20 protein-coding genes, 1 tRNA gene and 2 pseudogenes are annotated in these 23,855 nt (G+C 68.2%); 15 read left to right on the top strand and 8 right to left on the bottom strand.

The genetic code is table 11. The features are described from left to right. The first annotated feature begins 1 nt into the window (after window position 1). The 3 genes and pseudogenes from ACFVVO_RS00945 (at window position 2) to ACFVVO_RS00955 (ending at window position 1,471) form a co-directional block, all read left to right on the top strand. Window positions 2–95: pseudogene (locus ACFVVO_RS00945) on the top strand. Window positions 96–264: 169 nt separating this feature from the next. Next, window positions 265–358, top strand: a pseudogene (locus ACFVVO_RS00950). Between the two features lie 57 nt (window positions 359–415). Beyond that, window positions 416–1,471 carry a UDP-N-acetylmuramate dehydrogenase gene (locus ACFVVO_RS00955; protein ID WP_390050861.1) on the top strand — a complete coding sequence of 352 codons (1,056 nt, stop codon included), beginning with the start codon at window positions 416–418 and terminating at the stop codon, window positions 1,469–1,471. Between the two features lie 89 nt (window positions 1,472–1,560). Here the strand turns inward: ACFVVO_RS00955 and ACFVVO_RS00960 are convergent, their stop codons facing one another. The 3 genes from ACFVVO_RS00960 to ACFVVO_RS00970 form a co-directional block, all read right to left on the bottom strand. Beyond that, window positions 1,561–1,743: a hypothetical protein gene (locus ACFVVO_RS00960; RefSeq protein WP_390050862.1), complete on the bottom strand. Its 183-nt coding sequence runs from the start codon at window positions 1,741–1,743 to the stop codon at window positions 1,561–1,563. A 398-nt stretch (window positions 1,744–2,141) separates the two neighbouring features. Beyond that, on the bottom strand, window positions 2,142–3,182 hold the full coding sequence (locus ACFVVO_RS00965; RefSeq protein WP_390050863.1) for an adenosine deaminase: 1,041 nt from the start codon (window positions 3,180–3,182) through the stop codon (window positions 2,142–2,144). Between the two features lie 131 nt (window positions 3,183–3,313). Further along, window positions 3,314–4,540 carry a pyridoxal phosphate-dependent aminotransferase gene (locus ACFVVO_RS00970; protein ID WP_390050864.1) on the bottom strand — a complete coding sequence of 409 codons (1,227 nt, stop codon included), beginning with the start codon at window positions 4,538–4,540 and terminating at the stop codon, window positions 3,314–3,316. Between the two features lie 260 nt (window positions 4,541–4,800). Between ACFVVO_RS00970 and ACFVVO_RS00975 the strand changes: the two genes are divergently transcribed. From ACFVVO_RS00975 to nusG, 3 genes are all read left to right on the top strand, one after another. Continuing rightward, window positions 4,801–4,873: transfer RNA gene (locus ACFVVO_RS00975), tRNA-Trp, on the top strand. 107 nt (window positions 4,874–4,980) lie between these two features. Continuing rightward, a complete protein-coding gene (secE, locus tag ACFVVO_RS00980; protein WP_390050865.1) occupies window positions 4,981–5,265 on the top strand; it encodes a preprotein translocase subunit SecE in 285 nt (94 codons plus the stop codon). Between the two features lie 80 nt (window positions 5,266–5,345). After that, complete coding sequence (gene nusG / locus ACFVVO_RS00985) at window positions 5,346–6,194, top strand: transcription termination/antitermination protein NusG (RefSeq protein WP_390050866.1); 849 nt, start codon at window positions 5,346–5,348, stop codon at window positions 6,192–6,194. A gap of 75 nt (window positions 6,195–6,269) precedes the next feature. On the opposite strand, the gene ACFVVO_RS00990 is transcribed toward nusG, so the two are convergent. Genes ACFVVO_RS00990 through ACFVVO_RS01010 form a run of 5 tightly spaced genes read right to left on the bottom strand, consistent with a single transcriptional unit; the run spans window position 6,270 to window position 9,790 of the window. Further along, window positions 6,270–7,517 carry a tyrosine-type recombinase/integrase gene (locus ACFVVO_RS00990; RefSeq protein ID WP_390050867.1) on the bottom strand — a complete coding sequence of 416 codons (1,248 nt, stop codon included), beginning with the start codon at window positions 7,515–7,517 and terminating at the stop codon, window positions 6,270–6,272. Beyond that, window positions 7,517–7,663, bottom strand: coding sequence for a helix-turn-helix domain-containing protein (locus tag ACFVVO_RS00995; RefSeq protein WP_359259976.1), 147 nt, complete (start codon window positions 7,661–7,663; stop codon window positions 7,517–7,519). Before ACFVVO_RS00995 ends, ACFVVO_RS00990 begins: the two co-directional genes overlap by 1 nt. A 44-nt stretch (window positions 7,664–7,707) precedes the next feature. Next, complete coding sequence (gene repSA, locus ACFVVO_RS01000; protein WP_390051542.1) at window positions 7,708–9,105, bottom strand: replication initiator protein RepSA; 1,398 nt, start codon at window positions 9,103–9,105, stop codon at window positions 7,708–7,710. 26 nt (window positions 9,106–9,131) lie between these two features. Further along, window positions 9,132–9,347 (bottom strand): hypothetical protein, encoded by a 216-nt coding sequence (locus tag ACFVVO_RS01005; protein WP_390050868.1) that lies wholly within the window; start codon window positions 9,345–9,347, stop codon window positions 9,132–9,134. After that, a complete protein-coding gene (locus ACFVVO_RS01010) occupies window positions 9,344–9,790 on the bottom strand; it encodes a hypothetical protein (RefSeq protein ID WP_390050869.1) in 447 nt (148 codons plus the stop codon). Before ACFVVO_RS01010 ends, ACFVVO_RS01005 begins: the two co-directional genes overlap by 4 nt. Window positions 9,791–10,039: 249 nt before the next feature. Between ACFVVO_RS01010 and ACFVVO_RS01015 the strand changes: the two genes are divergently transcribed. The 9 genes from ACFVVO_RS01015 to ACFVVO_RS01055 all read left to right on the top strand — a co-directional run bounded on the left by ACFVVO_RS01015 (window position 10,040) and on the right by ACFVVO_RS01055 (window position 23,801). Beyond that, window positions 10,040–10,777: a GntR family transcriptional regulator gene (locus ACFVVO_RS01015; protein WP_359259789.1), complete on the top strand. Its 738-nt coding sequence runs from the start codon at window positions 10,040–10,042 to the stop codon at window positions 10,775–10,777. A 547-nt stretch (window positions 10,778–11,324) separates the two neighbouring features. Continuing rightward, window positions 11,325–11,801 carry a hypothetical protein gene (locus ACFVVO_RS01020; protein WP_390050870.1) on the top strand — a complete coding sequence of 159 codons (477 nt, stop codon included), beginning with the start codon at window positions 11,325–11,327 and terminating at the stop codon, window positions 11,799–11,801. Window positions 11,802–12,065: 264 nt separating this feature from the next. After that, on the top strand, window positions 12,066–12,500 hold the full coding sequence (gene rplK, locus ACFVVO_RS01025; protein ID WP_018543896.1) for a 50S ribosomal protein L11: 435 nt from the start codon (window positions 12,066–12,068) through the stop codon (window positions 12,498–12,500). A 97-nt stretch (window positions 12,501–12,597) separates the two neighbouring features. Continuing rightward, window positions 12,598–13,323, top strand: coding sequence for a 50S ribosomal protein L1 (rplA, locus tag ACFVVO_RS01030; RefSeq protein ID WP_390050871.1), 726 nt, complete (start codon window positions 12,598–12,600; stop codon window positions 13,321–13,323). 162 nt (window positions 13,324–13,485) lie between these two features. Then, window positions 13,486–14,397 carry a hypothetical protein gene (locus ACFVVO_RS01035; protein ID WP_390050872.1) on the top strand — a complete coding sequence of 304 codons (912 nt, stop codon included), beginning with the start codon at window positions 13,486–13,488 and terminating at the stop codon, window positions 14,395–14,397. Between the two features lie 315 nt (window positions 14,398–14,712). Then, complete coding sequence (rplJ, locus tag ACFVVO_RS01040) at window positions 14,713–15,243, top strand: 50S ribosomal protein L10 (RefSeq protein WP_199211597.1); 531 nt, start codon at window positions 14,713–14,715, stop codon at window positions 15,241–15,243. Window positions 15,244–15,359: 116 nt separating this feature from the next. Next, entirely contained in the window at window positions 15,360–15,743 is a 384-nt protein-coding gene (gene rplL, locus ACFVVO_RS01045; RefSeq protein WP_390050873.1) for a 50S ribosomal protein L7/L12, read from the top strand. Between the two features lie 570 nt (window positions 15,744–16,313). Next, window positions 16,314–19,799 (top strand): DNA-directed RNA polymerase subunit beta, encoded by a 3,486-nt coding sequence (rpoB, locus tag ACFVVO_RS01050; protein WP_390050874.1) that lies wholly within the window; start codon window positions 16,314–16,316, stop codon window positions 19,797–19,799. Between the two features lie 102 nt (window positions 19,800–19,901). Then, a complete protein-coding gene (locus tag ACFVVO_RS01055) occupies window positions 19,902–23,801 on the top strand; it encodes a DNA-directed RNA polymerase subunit beta' (RefSeq protein ID WP_390050875.1) in 3,900 nt (1,299 codons plus the stop codon). Window positions 23,802–23,855: the final 54 nt, after the last annotated feature.

The raw sequence follows: 23,855 nt of genomic DNA on the forward strand, positions 1-23,855 counted from the left end.
AGGAGAGGTGCCCGGAGTGGTTTATCGGGGACCGAGAGCATGTCTTGAGGTCGGGCCTTACGGGGTCCGCGCAGGTTCGAATCCTGCCCTCTCCGCCTGACGATCAATGGCATCGGCACGCGCGCGTGGACCTTTCGGGGCCGCGCGCGTGTTGTGGTGTGCGGGGTGTGTGGTGCGGGCCTGTCAGTGGGGTGTCAGGGTGCGGTCAGGGGGGCCTGGCACTGTTGTGCATGTGAACGGCGCGGGGGACCGGGTCGGGAGCGAGGAGAGGTGCCCGGAGTGGTTTATCGGGGACCGAGAGCATGTCTTGAGGTCGGGCCTTACGGGGTCCGCGCAGGTTCGAATCCTGCCCTCTCCGCTCGCAGGCAACGCCGGCGCCGCCGGGCCGCCGGCGCCGTCTCGTAGTCTTGGGCCCGTGCAGGAACTCCACGACGCCCCCCTCGCCCCGCTGACCACCTTCCGGCTGGGCGGCCCCGCGGCCCGGCTGGTCACCGCCACCACCGACGCGGAGGTGATCGACGCCGTCCGCCGGGCTGACGACACCGGGACACCGCTGCTGATCATCGGCGGCGGGTCGAACCTGGTCATCGGCGACAAGGGCTTCGACGGCACCGCCCTGCGCATCGCCACGCGCGGCGTCGAGCTGCGCGGCACCACGCTGGAGCTGGCGGCCGGCGAGGTCTGGACGGACGCCGTCGCCCGCAGCGTCGAGGCCGGGCTCGCCGGGATCGAGTGCCTGGCCGGGATCCCGGGCTCCGCGGGCGCCACCCCGATCCAGAACGTGGGCGCCTACGGCCAGGAGGTCTCCTCGACGGTCACAGAGGTGATCGCCTACGACCGCCGGGCCGGCGAGACGGTCACGCTGACGAACGAGGAGTGCGCCTTCTCCTACCGGCACAGCCGCTTCAAGGCCGACCCCGAGCGCTACGTCGTGCTGCGGGTCCGCTTCGAGCTGGAGAACGCGGGCGGCCTGTCGGCGCCCGTCAGGTACGCCGAGGCGGCCCGCGCGCTCGGTGCCGCGCCTGGCGACAGGGTGCCGCTCGCCACGGCCCGCGAGACCGTGCTGAAGCTGCGCGCCGGGAAGGGCATGGTGCTCGACCCCGAGGACCACGACACCTGGTCCGCCGGATCCTTCTTCACCAACCCGATCCTCACCGAGGAGCAGTTCGCCGCCTTCCACGCGCGCGTGCGGGAACGGCTCGGCGAGGGCGCCGAGCCGCCCGCGTACCCGGCCGGGGAGGGCCGCACCAAGACCTCGGCGGCGTGGCTGATCGACAAGGCCGGCTTCACCAAGGGCTACGGCACCGGTCCCGCCCGCATCTCCACCAAGCACACGCTCGCCCTCACCAACCGGGGCGGCGCCACCACCGAGGACCTGCTTGCCCTGGCCCGCGAGGTCGTCGCCGGAGTCCGCGAGGCCTTCGGGGTCACCCTGGTCAACGAGCCCGTGACCGTCGGTGTGAGCCTGTGACGGCGTGAGGTTGGCGCTGCGCGAGTTCCGGCCCGGACGGGCCCGTACGGGCGCCGCGGCGTCCAGCCCTGGCCGCCCTGCGGCACACCTCACTGCGCGCTCCGGAGCCGTGCGGCCTGCTCACCGGTGATCACGACGGGCTGAACCGGCTGGCCAGCCTGTTCGCCTTCGCCGCCCGAGCGCGCCACGCCATCGTCCACGTCCCGCCGCGCGACACCGCCACCGCCCACCACGGAGGCAGCGGCGAGCCGGTCGACCTGGTGCTCGTCCACCACAGTCACGAGCTGCGGCCCAGCGCCTGGCCCGAGCTGCGCCGCGGGCTCGTCCGGGGCGCCCCGCCGACCGTCCGGACCGACGAGGCGCGCGCACCGCGCGACGCGGCCGACCGGGAGCGGCGCAGGCACCGCGCCGACTGCCGCGAGGAACTGCGGCAGAGCTGCGGCACACCACCCACGCCCGGACGCTCTTCCTCACCGGCAGCCGGGGCGTCTTCGCCGACACGGCGATGTACTGCGCGTACGCGGCGGGCAGGGGCCCGCGGCAGAAGGGCGTCGTCAAAGGCGAATCCGCCCTCATGGACTGCGTCCGGGGCCTGGCGGGCGAGCCCCCGGCGACCAGCACGGCCCCGAGGCGTTGATCTGCTTCCAGGCTTGTCCGCCGTACGCGAATTTCAGGCGGCCGGGCGGGTCAGCCAGTCGTCCACGCCGGACAGCAGCCGGGCCCTGACGTCGTCCGGGGCGGCCGAACCGCGGATGGACTGGCGGGCCAGCTCGGCGAGTTCCGCGTCCGTGAAGCCGTGGTGCTCGCGGGCGATGCCGTACTGGGCCGCGAGGCGGGAACCGAAGAGCAGCGGGTCGTCGGCGCCCAGGGCCAGCGGGACGCCCGCCTCGAAGAGGGTCCGCAGGGGGACGTCCTCGGGCTTCTCGTAGACGCCGAGCGCGACGTTCGAGGCCGGGCACACCTCGCAGGTGATGCCCCGGTCCGCGAGCCGCTTCAGCAGCCGCGGGTCCTCCGCGGCGCGCACGCCGTGCCCGATCCGGGAGGCGTACAGATCGTCCAGGCAGTCGCGCACCGACGCCGGACCGGTCAGCTCGCCGCCGTGCGGGGCCGCCAGCAGGCCGCCCTCACGCGCGATGTGGAAGGCACGGTCGAAGTCCCGCGCCATCCCGCGCCGCTCGTCGTTCGACAGCCCGAAGCCGACCACGCCCCGGCCGGCGTACCGCACCGCGAGCCGGGCCAGCGTGCGGGCGTCCAAGGGGTGCTTCATGCGGTTCGCCGCCACCAGCACCCGCATACCGAGCCCGGTCTCCCGGGACGTCGTCTCGACCGCGTCCAGGATGATCTCCAGGGCCGGGATCAGACCGCCCAGCCGGGGCGCGTACGACGTGGGGTCCACCTGGATCTCCAGCCAGCCCGAACCGTCCCGCACGTCCTCCTCCGCGGCCTCCCGGACCAGCCGCCGGATGTCCTCCGGCTCTCTGAGGCAGGAGCGTGCCGCGTCGTACAGCCGCTGGAAGCGGAACCATCCCCGCTCGTCCGTCGCCCGTAGCCGCGGCGGTTCCCCGCTGGTCAGGGCGGCCGTCAGGGCCTCGGGCAGGCGTACGCCGTACTTGTCGGCCAGTTCCAGGACGGTCGTCGGCCGCATCGAACCGGTGAAGTGCAGGTGCAGGTGGGCCTTCGGCAGTTCGGAGAGATCACGTACATGCTCCATTCCCAGATCCTGCCGCACGTCACCGCCGTCCCGGTAGCCGTTTCCCCTGACGTGCTCTTGCTCGCACACAGAAGCGGGCCGTCTCCCCGGAGGGAAACGGCCCGCACGCGCGCGTGAAGCCAGGACGGGAACTAGTCCCGCGCCTCCGCCAGCAGCTTCTGGATCCGGCTCACGCCCTCGACGAGGTCCTCGTCCCCGAGCGCGTACGACAGCCGCAGATAGCCGGGCGTGCCGAAGGCCTCGCCCGGGACGACCGCGACCTCGGCCTCCTCCAGGATGAGAGCGGCCAGCTCGACGGTGTCCTGCGGGCGCTTGCCGCGGATCTCCTTGCCGAGCAGGGCCTTGACCGACGGGTAGGCGTAGAAGGCGCCCTCGGGCTCCGGGCAGAGCACGCCGTCGATCTCGTTGAGCATCCGCACGATCGTGCGGCGGCGGCGGTCGAAGGCCTCGCGCATCTTCGCCACGGCCTCCAGGCCACCGGAGACGGCGGCCAGGGCGGCCACCTGGGCCACGTTGGAGACGTTCGAGGTGGCGTGCGACTGCAGGTTCGTCGCGGCCTTGACCACGTCCTTCGGGCCGATCACCCAGCCCACCCGCCAGCCGGTCATGGCGTACGTCTTGGCGACACCGTTGACCACGACGCACTTGTCGCGCAGCTCGGGCAGCAGCGCCGGCAGGGACACGGCGGACGCGTCGCCGTAGACCAGGTGCTCGTAGATCTCGTCGGTCAGCACCCACAGGCCGTGCTCGACGGCCCAGCGGCCGATCGCCTCGGTCTCGGCCTCGGAGTACACCGCGCCGGTCGGGTTGGACGGGGAGACGAAGAGGACGACCTTGGTCTTCTCCGTGCGCGCCGCCTCGAGCTGCTCCACGGTGACGCGGTAGCCGGTGGTCTCGTCGGCGACGACGTCGACCGGGACACCGCCGGCCAGGCGGATCGACTCGGGGTACGTCGTCCAGTACGGCGCCGGGACGATGACCTCGTCGCCCGGGTCGAGGATCGCGGCGAACGCCTCGTAGATGGCCTGCTTGCCGCCGTTGGTGACCAGGATCTGTGAGACGTCGGGCTCCCAGCCGGAGTCGCGCAGCGTCTTCGCGGCGATCGCGGCCTTCAGCTCCGGCAGGCCACCGGCCGGCGTGTACCGGTGGTACTTCGGGTTCTTGCAGGCCTCGACGGCCGCCTCGACGATGTAGTCCGGAGTCGGGAAGTCGGGCTCACCGGCGCCGAAGCCGATCACCGGCCGCCCGGCGGCCTTCAGGGCCTTGGCCTTGGCGTCCACGGCGAGGGTGGCGGACTCGGAGATCGCGCCGACTCGGGCGGAGACCCGGCGCTCGGTGGGAGGGGTTGCAGCGCTCATGCGCCCATCGTTTCAGACCGGAAATGGCCCCGGCACGCGGGTTTCACGGATTGAACAGCAACGGGTCGAGGCGTGAACACGGGTCCGAATCCCGCCTCCGGCCTGGACGATCTTCGCTCCGACGGCCCCGGACCGGATCTTTCTGTTCGACGCCGGGCCCCGGACCACGTACACTCTTCCCTCGTTGGCCTTCAGCGGCCGCTGCACAGCCGGTGCACACCGAGCACCCGGCTGAATGCGGTACGTTGGGGGACACACAAAGGGTCGTAGCTCAATTGGTAGAGCACTGGTCTCCAAAACCAGCGGTTGGGGGTTCAAGTCCCTCCGGCCCTGCTACACACACCGCCAGGATGTGTGCGCATGTACGTACAGCATTGCACCGCCGTGCGGCTCAGAAACCGGGCGCGGCACGGCCACGACCCGGGATCAGGTGAGGACGAATGACGGACGCCGTGGGCTCCATCGACACGCCTGATGCTCAGGACCAGGTGCCCGAGTCCAAGAAGAACCGCAAGGGCGGCAAGCGCGCCAAGAAGGGCCCGCTGAAGCGCCTCGCCATCTTCTACCGCCAGATCATCGCGGAACTCCGCAAGGTCGTCTGGCCGACTCGCAACCAGCTGACGTCGTACACCACCGTGGTGATCTTCTTCGTCGCCATCATGATCGCCCTGGTGACCGTGATTGACTATGGGCTCAACCACGCGGCCAAGTACGTCTTCGGCTGAGCCGAAAGCGAAGGGCGCCGTGGTACCGGCGCCCGTTTTCGCATGTTCCACCCCTATGTATCCAGGAAGAAGCAGCCATCGTGTCTGACCCGAACCTGAACGACGCCATCGAGCCGGACGAGACGGTGAACGACGAGCTCGACATCGTCGAAGGCGCGGACGAGCGGGACGAGTTCGAGGCTGCCGAGGCCGAACTGGGGGAGCCGGCCGAGGAGGCCGCTCTGCACGTCGAGGACGAGGAGGGCGCGGACGTCACGGACGACGAGCCCGCCGTCCCGGTCGCGGAGGCCGAGGAGGAGCCGGCCGAGCCCGTCGACCCGGTCCAGGCCCTGCGCGAGGAGCTTCGCACCCTGCCCGGCGAGTGGTACGTCATCCACACCTACGCCGGCTACGAGAACCGCGTGAAGACCAACCTGGAGCAGCGCGCCGTCTCGCTGAACGTCGAGGACTTCATCTTCCAGGCCGAGGTGCCGCAGGAAGAGGTCGTCCAGATCAAGAACGGCGACCGCAAGACGATCAAGCAGAACAAGCTGCCGGGTTACGTCCTGGTCCGCATGGACCTGACGAACGAGTCCTGGGGCGTCGTCCGCAACACCCCGGGCGTCACCGGCTTCGTCGGCAACGCCTACGACCCCTACCCGCTGACCCTGGACGAGATCGTCAAGATGCTCGCCCCGGAGGCCGAGGAGAAGGCCGCCCGCGAGGCCGCCGAGGCCGAGGGCAAGCCCGCCCCGCAGCGCAAGGTCGAGGTCCAGGTGCTGGACTTCGAGGTGGGCGACTCGGTCACCGTCACCGACGGCCCGTTCGCCACGCTCCAGGCGACCATCAACGAGATCAACCCCGACTCGAAGAAGGTCAAGGGCCTGGTGGAGATCTTCGGCCGCGAGACGCCGGTCGAGCTCTCCTTCGACCAGATCCAGAAGAACTAGGTCAACGATCATCCGAAAGAGCCCCTGACCAGCGGTTTCCCGTTGGGCAGGGGCTCTCTCGTGTTCAGGGGGCCGTCACTGGGCCGTGGGCGGCCTCCGGGCCTTGCGGTAGACCGCATCCACGGCCTTCCGGGTCCGGGTCTCACTGGTCGGCATCAGGTGGGTGTACGTCCGCAGGGTGAACCCGGCGTCGCTGTGTCCCAGGTAGGTACTCACGGCCTTGACGCTCTCGCCCGAGTCCAGGAGGACCGAGGCGTAGAAGTGCCGAAGGGCATGCATGCCGTCTTCGCGGGATTCCTTGTACCGCTCGCCCACGCCAGGCACCGGGATGATGCCGGCGGAAGCCAGCGCAGGCTTCCAGGCGTGGGTGTTGAAGTCGTTCCGGCGGAGCGCTCCACCGTCTTGGGTGGAGAAGTACAGGAGCTTGGTCACCGGCGGTCCGTCCGAGCGCAGCCACGGCAAGGTCACCTCGACCGGCGGGAAGGCCGTCATGTGCTTCGCGAGGACGGACGCCACGGAATCGGGGAGAGGTACGTCACGGAGCTTGTTGTTCTTGGGCGGCGCGAAGATCAGATGACCGTTCACCAGCTTCACCTGTTGCGTGACATGCAACACTCCGGACAGCGGGTCCACGTCATCCACCGCTAGCCCGAAGATCTCACCCTGTCGGAGGCCGCAGCCCGCGCCCACGTCGACCATGGCCCGGAGCCGATCAGGCATCCCAGCCCGGACCGCGAAGACGCGATCAGGCGACCAGGGGGTGACTCGTCCGGGGGACGGCTTGGGCGGCCGGACCGAACCAGCCCGGCACGGGTTGCGCGCCAGGTAGCCGTCATCCACGGCGGCCGACAGCACGGCCGAGACGTTCCCGAAGATCACCCGCCGATACGAGCTTGCCGCCCCCGTGTCCTCCAGGAGCCGAGCCCACGAGCGGATGTGCGACGGCTGGAAGGACGCCAGCGGCCGACTACCCAGGTACGGGAAGGCGTGGAGCCGTAGCCGACTCTCGACCGCCACGCGGGTAGCCGGATCGGTCGTCTGTGACGCCAGCCAGTCTTCGGCGTACTTCCTGAACGTGATCTTCCCGGCGGTCGGGTCGATGTAGTGGCCGCGCGACATGTCGGCCTCGATGTTGGCCAACCAGCGCTCCGCCTCGCGCTTCTTGCGGTCAGGGAAGCTCTTGGACTTCTCGGTGCCGTCCGGAGCGACGTAGCGAGCCCGGTAGCGAAGACCCAGCCCATACCGGTCTGTCTTGATCCTGCGAGTCTTGCCGTCCGGCCCCGTCTCGGTCTTGTACCAGCGGTCTTGGACGTGTCCGGCCATCAGGCGGCCCCTTCCATCAGGGACTCGACCCAGACGCGTACGTCCTCGGGGTCGAAGCGGAGGTGACGGCCGACCCGGAAGCCACGGGGGCCGGTTCCCTTGCGGCGCCACTGGTAGACGGTGTCGACGCTGGGCAGGCGGAGCATGACGACGAGATCTTCCGGGGTCAGGTACTGCTCAGGCAGGCGCCTCACGCGCACACCTCCCAGTCGTCCGGCTCTGGCGTGTCGGTGAGCGCTTCGCGGGCTGTCTCTCGGTTGAGGCGGAGGTCTCGCGCGATGGAGGCGGCGAGCCAGGACTCTCCTGGGGTGTGGCCCTGCCCGGCGTAGGTCCAGTGGGCGAGCACCAGCGTGGAGCCCTCCGTGTCGTCGAGGTCTTCGGATAGCCCGCGTTCGCGGCGTTCCTGGCGGGCGCGGTAGTCGGCGCGGACCTGGCGGAGGGCGCCGAGGGTGGTGGAGTACTGGCGGGACTTGGTCGAGAAGTGCCCGCGGAAGCCGAGCATGTGAGCCCAGCGGGCCAGCAGCCGATCCGGGTAGGCCGCGTCGAGCGTCCAGCACGCTTCGATCAGGCGCCGGGTGTGGTCGGGTACCGGCAGCTTGTCGAGTTCGGAGAGCTCCCCGATCCGGCGGTCCACGGTGCCGGTCGTCTCGGCCGCTTTGGTGGCGTACTTGGCGACGTAGGAGGCGACGGCCTGCTCGGTCAGTTCCTCGTGTCCGAGGGCGCCGATGGGCTGCACGTCGACCTGAGATCCCCACCGCAACTCGCGTCCGGCGAAAGCGCCGGCGGAAGGCACCGGCACGGCGCCCCGACCGGCAGCGGCACGGATCGCACCGTCCAGGAGAGCGACCGTGGCCCAGGCCGGGGGCGCGGTGTCGGGACCGTCCGGGCCGTCGAGGCGCACGACGGCGTGGAAGTGCACGCTGCCGCGTTTCTGGAACTCGGCGACCTTGCCGAAGGAGACCCGGCACACCTCCCGCATGGCCGACTGCGTCAGGCCCGCGCGGGCGGCGATCTCACGGCGCAGGTAGATGGTGAAGCGCCGCCACAGGTCCCCGGCGTAGTTGTTGAACAGCACCGCGCCTGCGTAGTCGTAGCGCTCCGGGTCCAGGGCCGTGCCCAAGGCCGGGTCATCCTCTGCGTGGGAGGTCCCGCAGCGGCAGCGGCCGGAGTCGGGCCGGTTGTGGACGGGGCCGAACGACGGGGCGGTGAGGGTGGCGAAGACGCGAGGATGCTCCCGAACCGTCTCGGGCACGTCCTTGCGCTCATCCCCGGTGATCCCGGCCCGGATCAGGTGGTAGGTGTCCCCGGCGTAGGTCCAGGCACAGGCCGGGCAGCGAGAGGCGCGCCGGTTGCCGCAGGCGACCCGGAGCATGCCGCCCGGCTCCTGCTCGGTGCTGTACGAGTACAGAACATCACCGGTGGCGCGGTCGCGGGTGACGGTCTCGCCCCGCAGGCGGATCGGATGCGCGCAGCCGCCGGTACGGCGGATCTGTTCCTGCCATCGGTCGAAGCCGGGCGAGTTCGCCACCCGCAGCAGGTCGGCAAGGGTGATCGGGTCAGTGCCCAGAGAGGCCGCAGCACCGGCCACGGCCTCAGGGGCGACGGGGAAGACCGTCACGCGGCCACCCCCAGCGGCTCGACCACGGCCAGCGGAGCCGAGACGGGGGTGTAGCCGAAGACGCGGTCCTTCGGGCAGATCACGTCTCCGTCATGGGTCAGGACCCGAAGTCCGTCGATGGCCACCCAGGTCCAGCGCGGGGCGTGAGCACGGCAGCCGGGGCAGACCGCCGGCCGCTCCAGCAGGTCCAGGCAGGACGGGTACAGGCTCATGCGGGACCGCCGTCCGGGCACACCCAGCAGGGGGCGTAGCCCTCCTCGAACCAGCCGGAGGCGTCATCGATGACCCAGTTGCCCCAGAGCTTCCCGGCGCCGTCGCACTTCGGGCACGGACCATCGATCACGGCCGGGAGCTCCCGCGCGGCCGGGGCGACCGAGACCCAGAAGAGGGACGTGGACGCCATGGACTCGGCGACACTCAGGCGCCGCGGGGAGGGGAACCGCTGCTTGTGGCGGCGGTCGATCTCCGGGGTGGTCAGGTCACGCAGCCACAGCAGCCGGTGGCCCAGGAGGAAGGACGCGCGTCGACGGACTTCATCCCGGCCCAGGAGAGCGACTCCCTGTGCCATCCAGCCGATCACGGCCATGTCCGAGGGCCCCTGAAGGCGGTAGCGAGTCGGCATGTCCGAGGCGTAGAGGGCGACCGCGCGTTCCATGTTCTCCAGGCGCTCGACTAACGAAGTTGACGAAGCCTGCGAGGCAGTGAGCGTTGCGGGCATGATGGAAGCTCCCTTCGAGGGAACCAGGGGCGGCGGATCTTCCTGGCAGTTGAGCGCCGCCCCTGGATAGGCAAATGACGTGCTCGATCTCGCCCTGTCCAAGCGAGAGGCACAGCTCTATAGTGTTTTAGAGCACCCCCAGCGTCAAGAGGGTGTTCTAAAGTGCTTTAGAAGGGAGCTGTGCACATGGCCGGGGACTCGCCTGCGCTGCCGCCGTATCGGCGCATTGCGGTGCAGATCAAAGACCGGATCGAGCGTGGCGAGTTGCAGCCCGGAGATCGCATCCCGTCGGTCCGCGAGATCGTGCGCGATGAAGGTGTCTCGGTAGCTACCGCTACGCGAGTCGCGTCCGTTTTGCGGGCAGAGGGATACGCAGAGACCATCCCAGGGATTGGAACGGTGGCGCGTATGCCGAGCAAGCTCACGACCGGACCCGACCGACTCCAGTTGCAGCGAACTACCGGCAGTGGCTTCAGGCCTGGTGAGCGTGTGGAAATCATCAGCGCTGAATTGGTCCCCGCCAGCGCGGAAGTAGCCGACGCCCTTGAGGTCGAGGAGGGAACCCGTGTGGTGCGGCGACGCCGACGGTACTTGGACGAGGACGGAGCAGTAGCCCTCTCCACATCGTGGCTTCCCCAGGAGTTGGCGGAGGCGGCCCCCGAGCTGATCTCAACTGAGCCACTGCCGAAGATGACGTTCGGCCTGATCGAAGACCGGACCGGCCGCCGAGCCGTCAAGCGCCGGGACTCAGTGTCGATCGAGGAACTTCCGGAGGACGCTGCGCAGCTCTTGGAGCTTGCCCCCGGCACTCCCGTACTGAGCATGGCCAACCACTACTGGGACCAGCACGGTCAGATCACCGAGTACGCCCGCGACTACATGGGGCCGGGTCGCGTTCTAGAGGCTGAGTACGACCTTCAGTAGGCAGCCATCCCCACCCGGCTCCGCCGCCCCAGTTACAGGTTTCTCTACCTCATCAAGCCCCGGCTGCGCTCCGCTCCGCCGGGCGCGCTTCCCGGCTCCGCTGCGGGCGCCGCTCCTGCCTCCGGCCCGCTCCGCCCGCGCTGCGCCGACGCGCGCCCACAGGTGCATAGGGCCGGTGGCCATGAGCCGATCACCGCATGGCGCGGCCACGGTCAGAACAGTGCCTCCGGCGGGGGATCGGCCGGCACCGGGATGGAGGGGGCGCCGTCGCCGCCCGCGGGTCCATCGTGGCGGATGCTGGGAGCTCCCATCCCGCACACCATCGACCCAGGCAGAGCCGAGCAGACGCGGCCCATGGCGTCCAGGTCGTTCGTACAGTGGCGCGCTCCACCTGGACGCCATGAACCACGCCCGCTCCACGGTGTGTGGGTCGACGGCGTACGGGATGGGAGCTGGGAAGGTAGTGAGGGGTCTAGGTAGCGCCCCCCTTAGAGGCAGTCATCAACTGGATGCACCATGCCGAGCCCGTTCTTTTAGAATGATCTGCATGGACATGCGCAGGGTCGTCGCAGTGCTGGCCGAGGAAGCTGAACAGCAGATCCAAGACCAGGTGTGGGAACTGGAGCCGAGCGACCGCGCACTCGCCCTTGAGACCGAAGCCGGCCTGCGCGACGCTGTCGGCCCGCCGAACGCCCAGGAAGACTTGCCGCAGATCAAGCGGCTCGAACACCTGCGGGAAACCCTCGCCGTCATGGCCATCTCCCTCGCGCGTACTCACGGCCGTCTGGCCTGGTTTCTCTCCGGCGCCCTCAACGCGCTCGAGCCGGTCCTACGCTGGCGCGCCATGCCAGCCGACCGTGGCGGCAGCTTCGGCACCGTCCTCCCCAGTCCTGAGCAATACAAGGAGGCGGAGGATGCCGTCCGCCGACTCCAGGACGCCCTTGCCGTGATCACCGCCGAGACGGCGACACCCACGCCCGGGCCGTCTGGGGGCCGTGCGAGGCGAACCGACGTTGACAGATGATGACAACTAGTCCAGGCATCCGCCCAGGTCACAAAGGGGGCTACAGTGGACCGCCCCACGTGGCAAACTTGGGCCATCACTTCCAGAAGAACTAGTTCCTTCTGGACGAACTGCTTCCGTGCAGGTCAGGCAGGCGCTCGGCGTCCGCCTGACCTGCACGGTTTTTGGCCGCGCATCCATACCCGTTATCGTTGTGCGGTATGCCTGCGTCCGGGTGGTCCCCGGATGTGGGCAGGGACCCGAATTGAAAGGACCCGGAGAGCTATGCCTCCCAAGAAGAAGAAGGTCACGGGGCTCATCAAGCTCCAGATCAACGCCGGTGCGGCGAACCCGGCCCCGCCGGTCGGCCCGGCGCTGGGTCAGCACGGCGTCAACATCATGGAGTTCTGCAAGGCCTACAACGCCGCGACCGAGTCGCAGCGTGGCTGGGTGATCCCGGTGGAGATCACGGTCTACGAGGACCGCTCCTTCACCTTCGTCACCAAGACGCCGCCGGCCGCGAAGATGATCCTCAAGGCCGCGGGCGTGGAGAAGGGCTCCGGCGAGCCGCACAAGACCAAGGTCGCCAAGATCACCGAGGCGCAGGTCCGTGAGATCGCCACGACCAAGATGCCCGACCTCAACGCCAACGACCTGGACGCCGCGTCGAAGATCATCGCCGGCACCGCCCGCTCCATGGGCATCACGGTCGAGGGCTGAATCTCCCACCCCGTAGTCATGCGGCCGTGAAAGGCCGCACGTGGCAGGGCCTGCTCGGCCCGTACCACGACTCCTCACAGAACCCACAGGAGCAGTTGTGAGCAAGCGCAGCAAGGCTCTCCGCGCTGCGGACGCCAAGATCGACCGGGAGAAGCAGTACGCCCCGCTCGAGGCCGTCCGTCTCGCCAAGGAGACCTCCACGACCAAGTTCGACGGCACCGTCGAGGTCGCCTTCCGCCTGGGTGTCGACCCGCGCAAGGCCGACCAGATGGTCCGTGGCACCGTGAACCTTCCGCACGGCACCGGTAAGACCGCCCGGGTCCTGGTCTTCGCGACCGGCGACCGTGCCGAGGCCGCGCGTGCCGCGGGCGCCGACATCGTCGGCGCCGACGAGCTGATCGACGAGGTGGCGAAGGGCCGGCTGGACTTCGACGCCGTCGTCGCCACCCCGGACCTCATGGGCAAGGTCGGCCGCCTCGGCCGCGTCCTCGGCCCGCGTGGTCTGATGCCGAACCCGAAGACCGGCACCGTCACCCCCGACACGGCCAAGGCCGTGACGGAGATCAAGGGCGGCAAGATCGAGTTCCGCGTCGACAAGCACTCGAACCTGCACTTCATCGTCGGCAAGACGTCCTTCGAGGACGCCCAGCTGGTGGAGAACTACGCCGCGGCCCTGGAGGAGATCCTCCGTCTGAAGCCGTCCGCCGCCAAGGGTCGCTACATCAAGAAGGCCGTCATCAGCACCACGATGGGCCCCGGCATTCCGGTCGACTCGAACCGCACCCGCAACCTCCTCGTCGAGGAGGACCCGGCCGCCGTCTGAGCCCCGCGCTCACCCGGTAGCCGCGTCACGGACGCGTAAGCAAAGGGCGGACCCCGCAACCTCCGAGGTGCGGGGTCCGTCCTTTCCTTGTGCGGACTGTCGCACGACTGTCAGTGGCCTGGGCTACGGTGCAGGCACCGAATTCGCATGGGGGTAGGACGAATGAAGAGCACGACCGCACGCCGGGTGACCCTTTCCGTCGCGGTGATCACCGCGCTGACCGGGGTGGCCGCCTGCGGCACCGAGGGCTCCGGGAACGGCGACAAGGCGGTCGGCAGGAGCCTCACCCACGCCAACCCCCTCGCCGCCCTGCGCTCCGCCGAGAAGTCCACCGACAAGGCGGACTCGGCCAGGGTCCGTTCCACCACCAGCATCGGCGACACCATGTCGATGACCGCGAACGGCGCCCTGACGTGGGGCGACGGCATGAAGGGCAACCTCACCATCACCTACACCGGCGGCAAGCTGGCGGAGGCGATGCGCAAGGCCGGCACGTCCTCGATGGAGGCCCGCTACCTGCCGGACGCCTACTACGCCAAGATGAGCGAGCAGTTCGCCCAGCAGTCCGGCGGCAAGCACTGGATCAGGTACGCCTACGACGACCTCGCCAAGCTCGGCGGCGGCTCCGGGGCGTACATGAAGGACCAGATGCAGAACACCACGCCGAACCAGTCGGTGAAGCTGCTGCTGGCCTCCGGTGACGTGAAGAAGGTCGGCGAGGAGCAGGTCTCCGGCGTCAGCGCCACGCACTACTCCGGCACGGTCGACGTCGCCGACCTCGCCGGCAAGAACAGCGACCTCGACGCCGGCCAGCTCGCCGACCTGAAGAAGCAGCTCAGCCAGGCGGGCGTCAGCACGGAGACCGTCGACATCTGGGTCAACGGCCAGGACCTGCTGGTCAAGAAGGTCGAGAAGGCGCAGATGACCGCCGGCACCATGACCAGCACGGCCTACTACAGCGACTACGGCGTGCGGGTCACCGCCGAGGCGCCCCCGGCCGCCGACACCAAGGACTTCAAGGACCTGATGAAGGCCGGCGGCACCGCGTCGGGCAGCGGCGTCAGCGCCTCCTGACCGGCCGCCGCACCAGGACCGGGGCGGGCCCGTGCAGCCCGATTTGCTCGACGGTGCCCCGGTCCCGTACTCTCCTACCGAAGCCAAAGACCGCTGGTCGTTGCCGCACGTTCGAATGAGGGTGTGGTGGCCGAAGGATCCGCTGCAAAGTGGACGACCCGCGCAGGTGTTAGTGGAAGCACTCCCGGATGGTACGCGCCAAGCGTGTGCTGACGGTCGAGTCCGCCCCGAGCGCCTGCGCCGGGGCGTTTCGTTTTCCCCAGTCCTCCTTCGGTCCCGCGCGGTCAGAATCACCCGGAAGGAGGCCGAGGCTCTATGGCGAGGCCCGACAAGGCTGCCGCGGTTGCCGAGCTGACGGACAAGTTCCGCAGCTCCAACGCCGCCGTGCTGACCGAGTACCGCGGTCTCACCGTGGCGCAGCTCAAGACGCTGCGCCGGTCGCTCGGTGAGAACGCCCAGTACGCCGTGGTGAAGAACACGCTGACCAAGATTGCGGCCAACGAGGCCGGGATCACGCTGGACGACCAGCTCTTCGCTGGTCCGACGGCCGTCGCCTTCGTCACCGGTGACCCGGTGGAGTCGGCGAAGGGTCTCCGTGACTTCGCCAAGGACAACCCGAATCTCGTCATCAAGGGCGGTGTCCTTGACGGCAAGGCGCTGTCCGCCGACGAGATCAAGAAGCTTGCGGACCTCGAGTCCCGCGAGGTTCTGCTCGCCAAGCTGGCGGGCGCCTTCAAGGGCAAGCAGACTCAGGCTGCTCAGGTCTTCCAGGCGCTCCCGTCGAAGCTCGTCCGCACCGTGGACGCGCTTCGTGCCAAGCAGGGCGAGCAGGGCGGTGCCGAGTAATTCGGCTCGCTTTCTGATCCGGGCCGCCTGACGCGGCCAGGGTCACAGCGGGCCAACGTACGCCCGCCACTCATGTACATCCGGCACCTGCCGAATTAGTGGAAGGATCGCCCATCATGGCGAAGCTGTCTCAGGAAGACCTGCTGGCGCAGTTCGAGGAGATGACCCTCATCGAGCTCTCCGAGTTCGTGAAGGCGTTCGAGGACAAGTTCGACGTCACCGCCGCCGCCGCGGTCGCCGTTGCCGCCCCGGGTGCCCCGGGTGCCCCGGTCGAGGCCGAGGAGGAGAAGGACGAGTTCGACGTCATCCTCACCGGTGCCGGCGACAAGAAGATCCAGGTCATCAAGGTCGTGCGTGAGCTGACCTCCCTGGGTCTGAAGGAGGCCAAGGACCTCGTGGACGGCGCCCCGAAGCCCGTTCTCGAGAAGGTCGCCAAGGACGCCGCCGAGAAGGCCGCCGAGTCCCTCAAGGGCGCCGGCGCCTCCGTCGAGGTCAAGTAACACCTTCCGGGTTCCCGTAACCCGACTGCGCGCCGACTGCGGTCTCAAGAGGCTGTAACGCGAACGCACCGAAGAGCGATCATCCATCCGGGTGGTCGCTCTTCGGCGTCTGCGGAGGGTGACCCGGGTCGCCTTGAACTCGCCCCGGCGAGGGGTATGGTGATCTTCGTTCTGTCTCCGGACGGCCTCGTTTGGGCTGGGGGGCCTTGACGAACCGCACGCAGCGCGCAATTCTCAGGACGCGTCGTCACAAGGATCCGAATCCGAGGCATGGATCGACGGCGAAGAGGGCAGTATCAACGTGCGTTGAGGGCAAGCATGCCGAGGGCGTTGTAGACGAAGGCGTTGAGCACGACGAGGGTCTCGAAAAACCCGAGCTGGACATCAGTGTGCCAAGTGGCTACACTGACCCTTTGCGCTGCCTGTTAGCTTCCCCTGCCCGTCACCAGGGGTCTGCCCTCACTCGAGCACCGATGACCGAGACTCCCCTGACCTGGGGTTTCCGTTTCTGTGTCTGGGAGAGGGGCCGGTACGCGCGTAGTGAGTCCGAGCCCTCGGAAGGACCCCCTCTTGGCCGCCTCGCGCAACGCCTCGACCGCGAATACGAATAACGGCGCCAGCACCGCCCCGCTGCGCATCTCTTTTGCAAAGATCAAGGAGCCTCTCGAGGTTCCGAACCTGCTCGCGCTGCAGACCGAGAGCTTCGACTGGCTGCTCGGCAACACCGCTTGGCAGAGTCGGGTCGAGGAGGCTCTTGAGAACGGTCAGGACGTCCCCACCAAGTCCGGTCTGGAGGAGATCTTCGAGGAGATCTCCCCGATCGAGGACTTCTCCGGGTCGATGTCCCTGACGTTCCGGGACCACCGCTTCGAGCCGCCGAAGAACTCCATCGACGAGTGCAAGGACCGCGACTTCACGTACGCGGCCCCGCTCTTCGTCACCGCCGAGTTCACCAACAACGAGACCGGTGAGATCAAGTCCCAGACGGTCTTCATGGGCGACTTCCCGCTCATGACGAACAAGGGCACTTTCGTCATCAACGGCACCGAGCGTGTCGTGGTGTCGCAGCTGGTCCGTTCCCCCGGTGTCTACTTCGACTCCTCCATCGACAAGACGTCCGACAAGGACATCTTCTCCGCCAAGATCATCCCTTCCCGGGGTGCCTGGCTGGAGATGGAGATCGACAAGCGTGACATGGTCGGTGTCCGCATCGACCGCAAGCGCAAGCAGTCGGTCACCGTACTGCTGAAGGCGCTCGGCTGGACGACCGAGCAGATCCTCGAGGAGTTCGGCGAGTACGAGTCGATGCGCGCCACCCTGGAGAAGGACCACACCCAGGGCCAGGACGACGCGCTGCTGGACATCTACCGCAAGCTGCGTCCGGGCGAGCCCCCCACGCGTGAGGCCGCGCAGACGCTGCTCGAGAACCTCTACTTCAACCCCAAGCGCTACGACCTCGCCAAGGTCGGCCGCTACAAGGTCAACAAGAAGCTCGGTGCGGACGCCCCGCTGGACGCGGGTGTCCTGACCGTCGAGGACGTCATCTCGACGATCAAGTACCTGGTGAAGCTGCACGCCGGCGAGACCGAGACCTCCGGTGACAACGGTGGCACGATCGTCGTCGAGACGGACGACATCGACCACTTCGGCAACCGTCGTCTGCGCAGCGTCGGCGAGCTGATCCAGAACCAGGTCCGTACGGGTCTCGCCCGTATGGAGCGCGTCGTGCGCGAGCGCATGACGACCCAGGACGTCGAGGCGATCACGCCGCAGACCCTGATCAACATCCGGCCGGTCGTCGCCTCCATCAAGGAGTTCTTCGGCACCAGCCAGCTGTCGCAGTTCATGGACCAGAACAACCCGCTGTCGGGTCTCACCCACAAGCGCCGTCTGTCGGCTCTTGGTCCGGGTGGTCTCTCCCGTGAGCGGGCCGGCTTCGAGGTCCGTGACGTGCACCCGTCGCACTACGGCCGCATGTGCCCGATCGAGACGCCCGAAGGCCCGAACATCGGCCTGATCGGCTCGCTCGCCTCCTACGGCCGGGTCAACGCGTTCGGTTTCGTCGAGACGCCGTACCGCAAGGTCGTCGAGGGTCAGGTCACCGACGAGGTGGACTACCTGACGGCCGACGAGGAGGACCGCTTCGTCATCGCGCAGGCCAACGCCACGCTCTCGGACGACATGCGCTTCGCCGAGAACCGTGTCCTGGTCCGCCGCCGTGGCGGCGAGGTCGACTACGTCGCCGGTGACGACGTGGACTACATGGACGTCTCGCCGCGCCAGATGGTGTCGGTCGCGACCGCCATGATCCCGTTCCTCGAGCACGACGACGCCAACCGTGCCCTCATGGGCGCGAACATGATGCGTCAGGCCGTGCCGCTCATCAAGTCCGAGTCCCCGCTCGTCGGCACCGGCATGGAGTACCGCTCCGCGGTCGACGCCGGCGACGTGGTCAAGGCCGAGAAGGACGGTGTGGTCCAGGAGGTCTCCGCGGACTACATCACCACCGCCAACGACGACGGCACGTACATCACGTACCGCCTGGCCAAGTTCTCCCGGTCCAACCAGGGCACCTCGGTCAACCAGAAGGTCATCGTCAACGAGGGCGACCGGATCATCACGGGCCAGGTGCTCGCCGACGGCCCGGCCACCGAGAACGGCGAGATGGCCCTCGGCAAGAACCTGCTCGTGGCGTTCATGCCGTGGGAGGGTCACAACTACGAGGACGCGATCATCCTGTCGCAGCGCCTCGTGCAGGACGACGTCCTCTCCTCGATCCACATCGAGGAGCACGAGGTCGACGCCCGTGACACCAAGCTCGGCCCCGAGGAGATCACCCGGGACATCCCGAACGTCTCCGAAGAGGTCCTCGCCGACCTCGACGAGCGCGGCATCATCCGTATCGGTGCCGAGGTCGTCGCCGGCGACATCCTCGTCGGCAAGGTCACGCCCAAGGGTGAGACCGAGCTGACGCCGGAGGAGCGCCTGCTGCGCGCGATCTTCGGTGAGAAGGCCCGTGAGGTCCGTGACACCTCCCTGAAGGTCCCGCACGGCGAGATCGGCAAGGTCATCGGTGTCCGCGTCTTCGACCGTGAAGAGGGCGACGAGCTGCCGCCGGGCGTGAACCAGCTGGTTCGTGTCTACGTGGCGCAGAAGCGCAAGATCACGGACGGTGACAAGCTCGCCGGCCGGCACGGCAACAAGGGTGTCATCTCCAAGATCCTGCCGATCGAGGACATGCCGTTCCTGGAGGACGGCACCCCGGTCGACATCATCCTCAACCCGCTGGGTGTGCCGTCCCGAATGAACCCGGGACAGGTTCTGGAGATCCACCTCGGCTGGCTCGCCAGCCGCGGCTGGGACGTCTCCGGCCTCGCGGAGGAGTGGGCCCAGCGCCTCCAGGCGATCGGCGCCGACTCGGTCGCTCCGGGCACCAACGTCGCCACCCCGGTGTTCGACGGTGCGCGTGAGGACGAGCTGGCGGGTCTGCTGCAGCACACCATCCCGAACCGGGACGGCGAGCGCATGGTGCTCCCGACCGGCAAGGCGCGGCTGTTCGACGGCCGCAGCGGTGAGCCGTTCCCGGACCCGATCTCGGTCGGCTACATGTACATCCTGAAGCTGCACCACCTGGTCGACGACAAGCTGCACGCCCGTTCGACCGGCCCGTACTCGATGATCACCCAGCAGCCGCTGGGTGGTAAGGCGCAGTTCGGTGGCCAGCGGTTCGGCGAGATGGAGGTGTGGGCCCTCGAGGCCTACGGCGCCGCGTACGCCCTCCAGGAGCTGCTGACCATCAAGTCCGACGACGTCACCGGCCGCGTGAAGGTCTACGAGGCCATCGTCAAGGGCGAAAACATTCCCGAGCCCGGCATCCCCGAGTCCTTCAAGGTGCTCATCAAGGAGATGCAGTCGCTCTGCCTGAACGTGGAGGTGCTGTCCAGCGACGGTATGTCCATCGAGATGCGTGACACCGACGAGGATGTCTTCCGCGCTGCGGAGGAGCTCGGCATCGACCTGTCCCGGCGCGAGCCGAGCAGCGTCGAAGAGGTCTGACGGGAGTCCGGTAGGGGCCTCGCCACCGTGTGAGGCCCCCGCCGACCCCCAGGCCCCCGTTTCAGACCACAGACTTACAACCCTGAGAGGGATTGACGCATAGTGCTCGACGTCAACTTCTTCGACGAGCTCCGGATCGGTCTGGCCACCGCTGACGACATCCGTCAGTGGAGCCACGGCGAGGTCAAGAAGCCCGAGACCATCAACTACCGCACCCTCAAGCCGGAAAAGGACGGGCTCTTCTGCGAGAAGATCTTCGGTCCGACCCGGGACTGGGAGTGCTACTGCGGCAAGTACAAGCGCGTCCGCTTCAAGGGCATCATCTGCGAGCGCTGTGGCGTCGAGGTCACGCGCGCCAAGGTGCGCCGTGAGCGGATGGGCCACATCGAACTGGCCGCGCCCGTCACGCACATCTGGTACTTCAAGGGTGTCCCCTCGCGCCTCGGCTACCTGCTGGACCTGGCGCCGAAGGACCTCGAGAAGGTCATCTACTTCGCGGCGTACATGATCACGTACGTCGACGAGGAGCGCCGTACCCGCGACCTGCCCTCCCTGGAGGCGCACGTCTCGGTCGAGCGCCAGCAGATCGAGAACCGCCGCGACGCCGACCTCGAGGCCCGCGCCAAGAAGCTCGAGACCGACCTGGCCGAGCTCGAGGCCGAGGGTGCCAAGGCCGACGTGCGCCGCAAGGTGCGCGAGGGTGCCGAGCGTGAGATGAAGCAGCTGCGCGACCGTGCGCAGCGCGAGATCGACCGCCTGGACGAGGTGTGGACCCGGTTCAAGAACCTCAAGGTCCAGGACCTCGAGGGCGACGAGCTGCTCTACCGCGAGCTGCGCGACCGGTTCGGCACGTACTTCGACGGCTCGATGGGTGCCGCGGCGCTGCAGAAGCGCCTGGAGTCCTTCGACCTCGACGAGGAGGCCGAGCGCCTCCGCGAGATCATCCGCACCGGCAAGGGCCAGAAGAAGACCCGTGCGCTCAAGCGCCTGAAGGTCGTCTCCGCGTTCCTGCAGACCTCGAACAGCCCCAAGGGCATGGTCCTGGACTGCGTCCCGGTCATCCCGCCGGACCTGCGTCCGATGGTGCAGCTGGACGGTGGCCGCTTCGCGACCTCCGACCTGAACGACCTGTACCGCCGTGTGATCAACCGGAACAACCGTCTGAAGCGGCTCCTGGACCTCGGTGCCCCGGAGATCATCGTCAACAACGAGAAGCGCATGCTTCAGGAGGCTGTTGACGCCCTCTTCGACAACGGCCGTCGTGGCCGTCCGGTCACCGGCCCCGGCAACCGCCCGCTGAAGTCCCTCAGCGACATGCTGAAGGGCAAGCAGGGTCGTTTCCGTCAGAACCTGCTCGGCAAGCGAGTCGACTACTCGGCGCGTTCCGTCATCGTCGTCGGCCCGCAGCTCAAGCTGCACCAGTGCGGTCTGCCCAAGGCCATGGCGCTGGAGCTGTTCAAGCCGTTCGTGATGAAGCGTCTGGTCGACCTGAACCACGCGCAGAACATCAAGAGCGCCAAGCGCATGGTGGAGCGCGGCCGCACGGTCGTGTACGACGTCCTCGAAGAGGTCATCGCCGAGCACCCGGTTCTGCTGAACCGTGCTCCCACCCTGCACCGCCTCGGCATCCAGGCCTTCGAGCCGCAGCTGGTCGAGGGCAAGGCCATCCAGATCCACCCGCTCGTCTGCACCGCGTTCAACGCGGACTTCGACGGTGACCAGATGGCCGTCCACCTGCCGCTCTCCGCGGAGGCGCAGGCCGAGGCCCGCATCCTGATGCTGTCCTCGAACAACATCCTCAAGCCCGCCGACGGCCGTCCGGTGACGATGCCGACCCAGGACATGGTCCTCGGTCTGTTCTTCCTCACCACCGACGGCGAGCTGCGTGACACCAAGGGCGAGGGCCGCGCGTTCGGCTCCACGGCCGAGGCGATCATGGCCTTCGACGCCGGTGAGCTCGCGCTGCAGTCGCCGATCGACATCCGCTTCCCGGTGGGCACCATCCCGCCGCGTGGCTGGACGCCGCCGGCCCGCGAAGAGGGCGAGCCGGAGTGGCAGCAGGGTGACACCTTCCGCCTGCGGACGACCCTGGGCCGCGCGCTCTTCAACGAGCTGCTGCCCGAGGACTACCCGTTCGTCGACTACTCGGTGGGCAAGAAGCAGCTCGGCGAGATCGTCAACGACCTCGCGGAGCGCTACCCCAAGGTCATCGTGGCGGCGACGCTCGACAACCTGAAGGCGGCCGGCTTCTACTGGGGCACCCGTTCCGGTGTCACCGTGGCCATCTCCGACGTCGTTGTCCCCGAGGCGAAGAAGGCCATCGTCGCGGGCTACGAGGCGCAGGACGAGAAGGTCCAGAAGCAGTACGAGCGCGGTCTGATCACCAAGGAAGAGCGCACGCAGGAGCTCATCGCGATCTGGACCAAGGCGACCAACGAGGTCGCCGAGGCGATGAACGAGAACTTCCCCAAGACCAACCCCATCTTCATGATGGTTGACTCGGGTGCCCGAGGAAACATGATGCAGATGCGGCAGATCGCCGGTATGCGTGGTCTGGTGTCGAACGCCAAGAACGAGACCATCCCGCGTCCGATCAAGGCGTCCTTCCGTGAGGGTCTGTCCGTGCTGGAGTACTTCATCTCCACGCACGGTGCCCGTAAGGGTCTGGCGGACACCGCCCTGCGTACCGCCGACTCGGGTTACCTGACCCGTCGTCTGGTGGACGTCTCGCAGGACGTCATCATCCGCGAGGAGGACTGCGGCACCGAGCGCGGTCTGAAGCTGCGGATCGCCAACCGCGGTGCCGACGGTGTGCTGCGCAAGGCGGACGACGTCGAGACCAGCGTCTACGCCCGCATGCTCGCCGAGGACGTCGTCATCGACGGCAAGGTGATCGCGCCGGCCAACGTGGACCTGGGCGACGTGCTCATCGACCAGCTGGTGCACCACGGCATCGAGGAGGTCAAGACCCGCTCGATCCTGACCTGCGAGTCGCACGTCGGCACCTGCGCCATGTGCTACGGCCGTTCGCTGGCCACCGGCAAGCTGGTCGACATCGGTGAGGCGGTCGGCATCATCGCCGCCCAGTCCATCGGTGAGCCCGGCACCCAGCTGACGATGCGTACCTTCCACACCGGTGGTGTGGCCGGTGACGACATCACCCAGGGTCTGCCCCGTGTCGTCGAGCTCTTCGAGGCCCGTACCCCGAAGGGTGTCGCCCCGATCTCCGAGGCCAACGGCCGCGTGCGGATCGAGGAGACCGAGAAGACCAAGAAGATCGTCGTCACCCCGGACGACGGCAGCGACGAGACGGCGTTCCCGATCTCGAAGCGTGCCAAGGTCCTGGTCAAGGAAGGCGACCACGTCGAGGTGGGCCAGCAGCTCACCGTGGGTGCCACCAACCCGCACGACGTGCTGCGCATCCTGGGTCAGCGTGCCGTCCAGGTCCACCTGGTCGGCGAGGTCCAGAAGGTCTACAACTCGCAGGGTGTGTCGATCCACGACAAGCACATCGAGATCATCATCCGGCAGATGCTGCGCCGCGTGACGATCATCGAGTCGGGCGACGCCGAGCTGCTGCCCGGCGAGCTGGTCGAGCGCTCGAAGTTCGAGACCGAGAACCGTCGTGTGGTCCAGGAGGGCGGTCACCCGGCCTCCGGTCGTCCGCAGCTGATGGGTATCACCAAGGCCTCGCTGGCGACGGAGTCCTGGCTGTCGGCCGCCTCCTTCCAGGAGACGACCCGAGTTCTGACGGACGCGGCGATCAACGCCAAGTCCGACAGCCTCATCGGCCTCAAGGAGAACGTCATCATCGGTAAGCTCATCCCGGCCGGTACGGGTCTGTCCCGCTACCGCAACATCCGGGTGGAGCCCACCGAGGAGGCCAAGGCCGCGATGTACTCGGCCGTCGGCTACGACGACATCGACTACTCGCCGTTCGGCACCGGCTCCGGCCAGGCCGTTCCGCTGGAGGACTACGACTACGGTCCGTACAACCAGTGAGTGGTTGACATGAACCGAAGGGCGGTCACCCCGATCACGGGGTGACCGCCCTTC

The sequence above is a fragment of the Streptomyces sp. NPDC058145 genome (assembly GCF_042884245.1).
Lineage (GTDB): Bacteria > Actinomycetota > Actinomycetes > Streptomycetales > Streptomycetaceae > Streptomyces.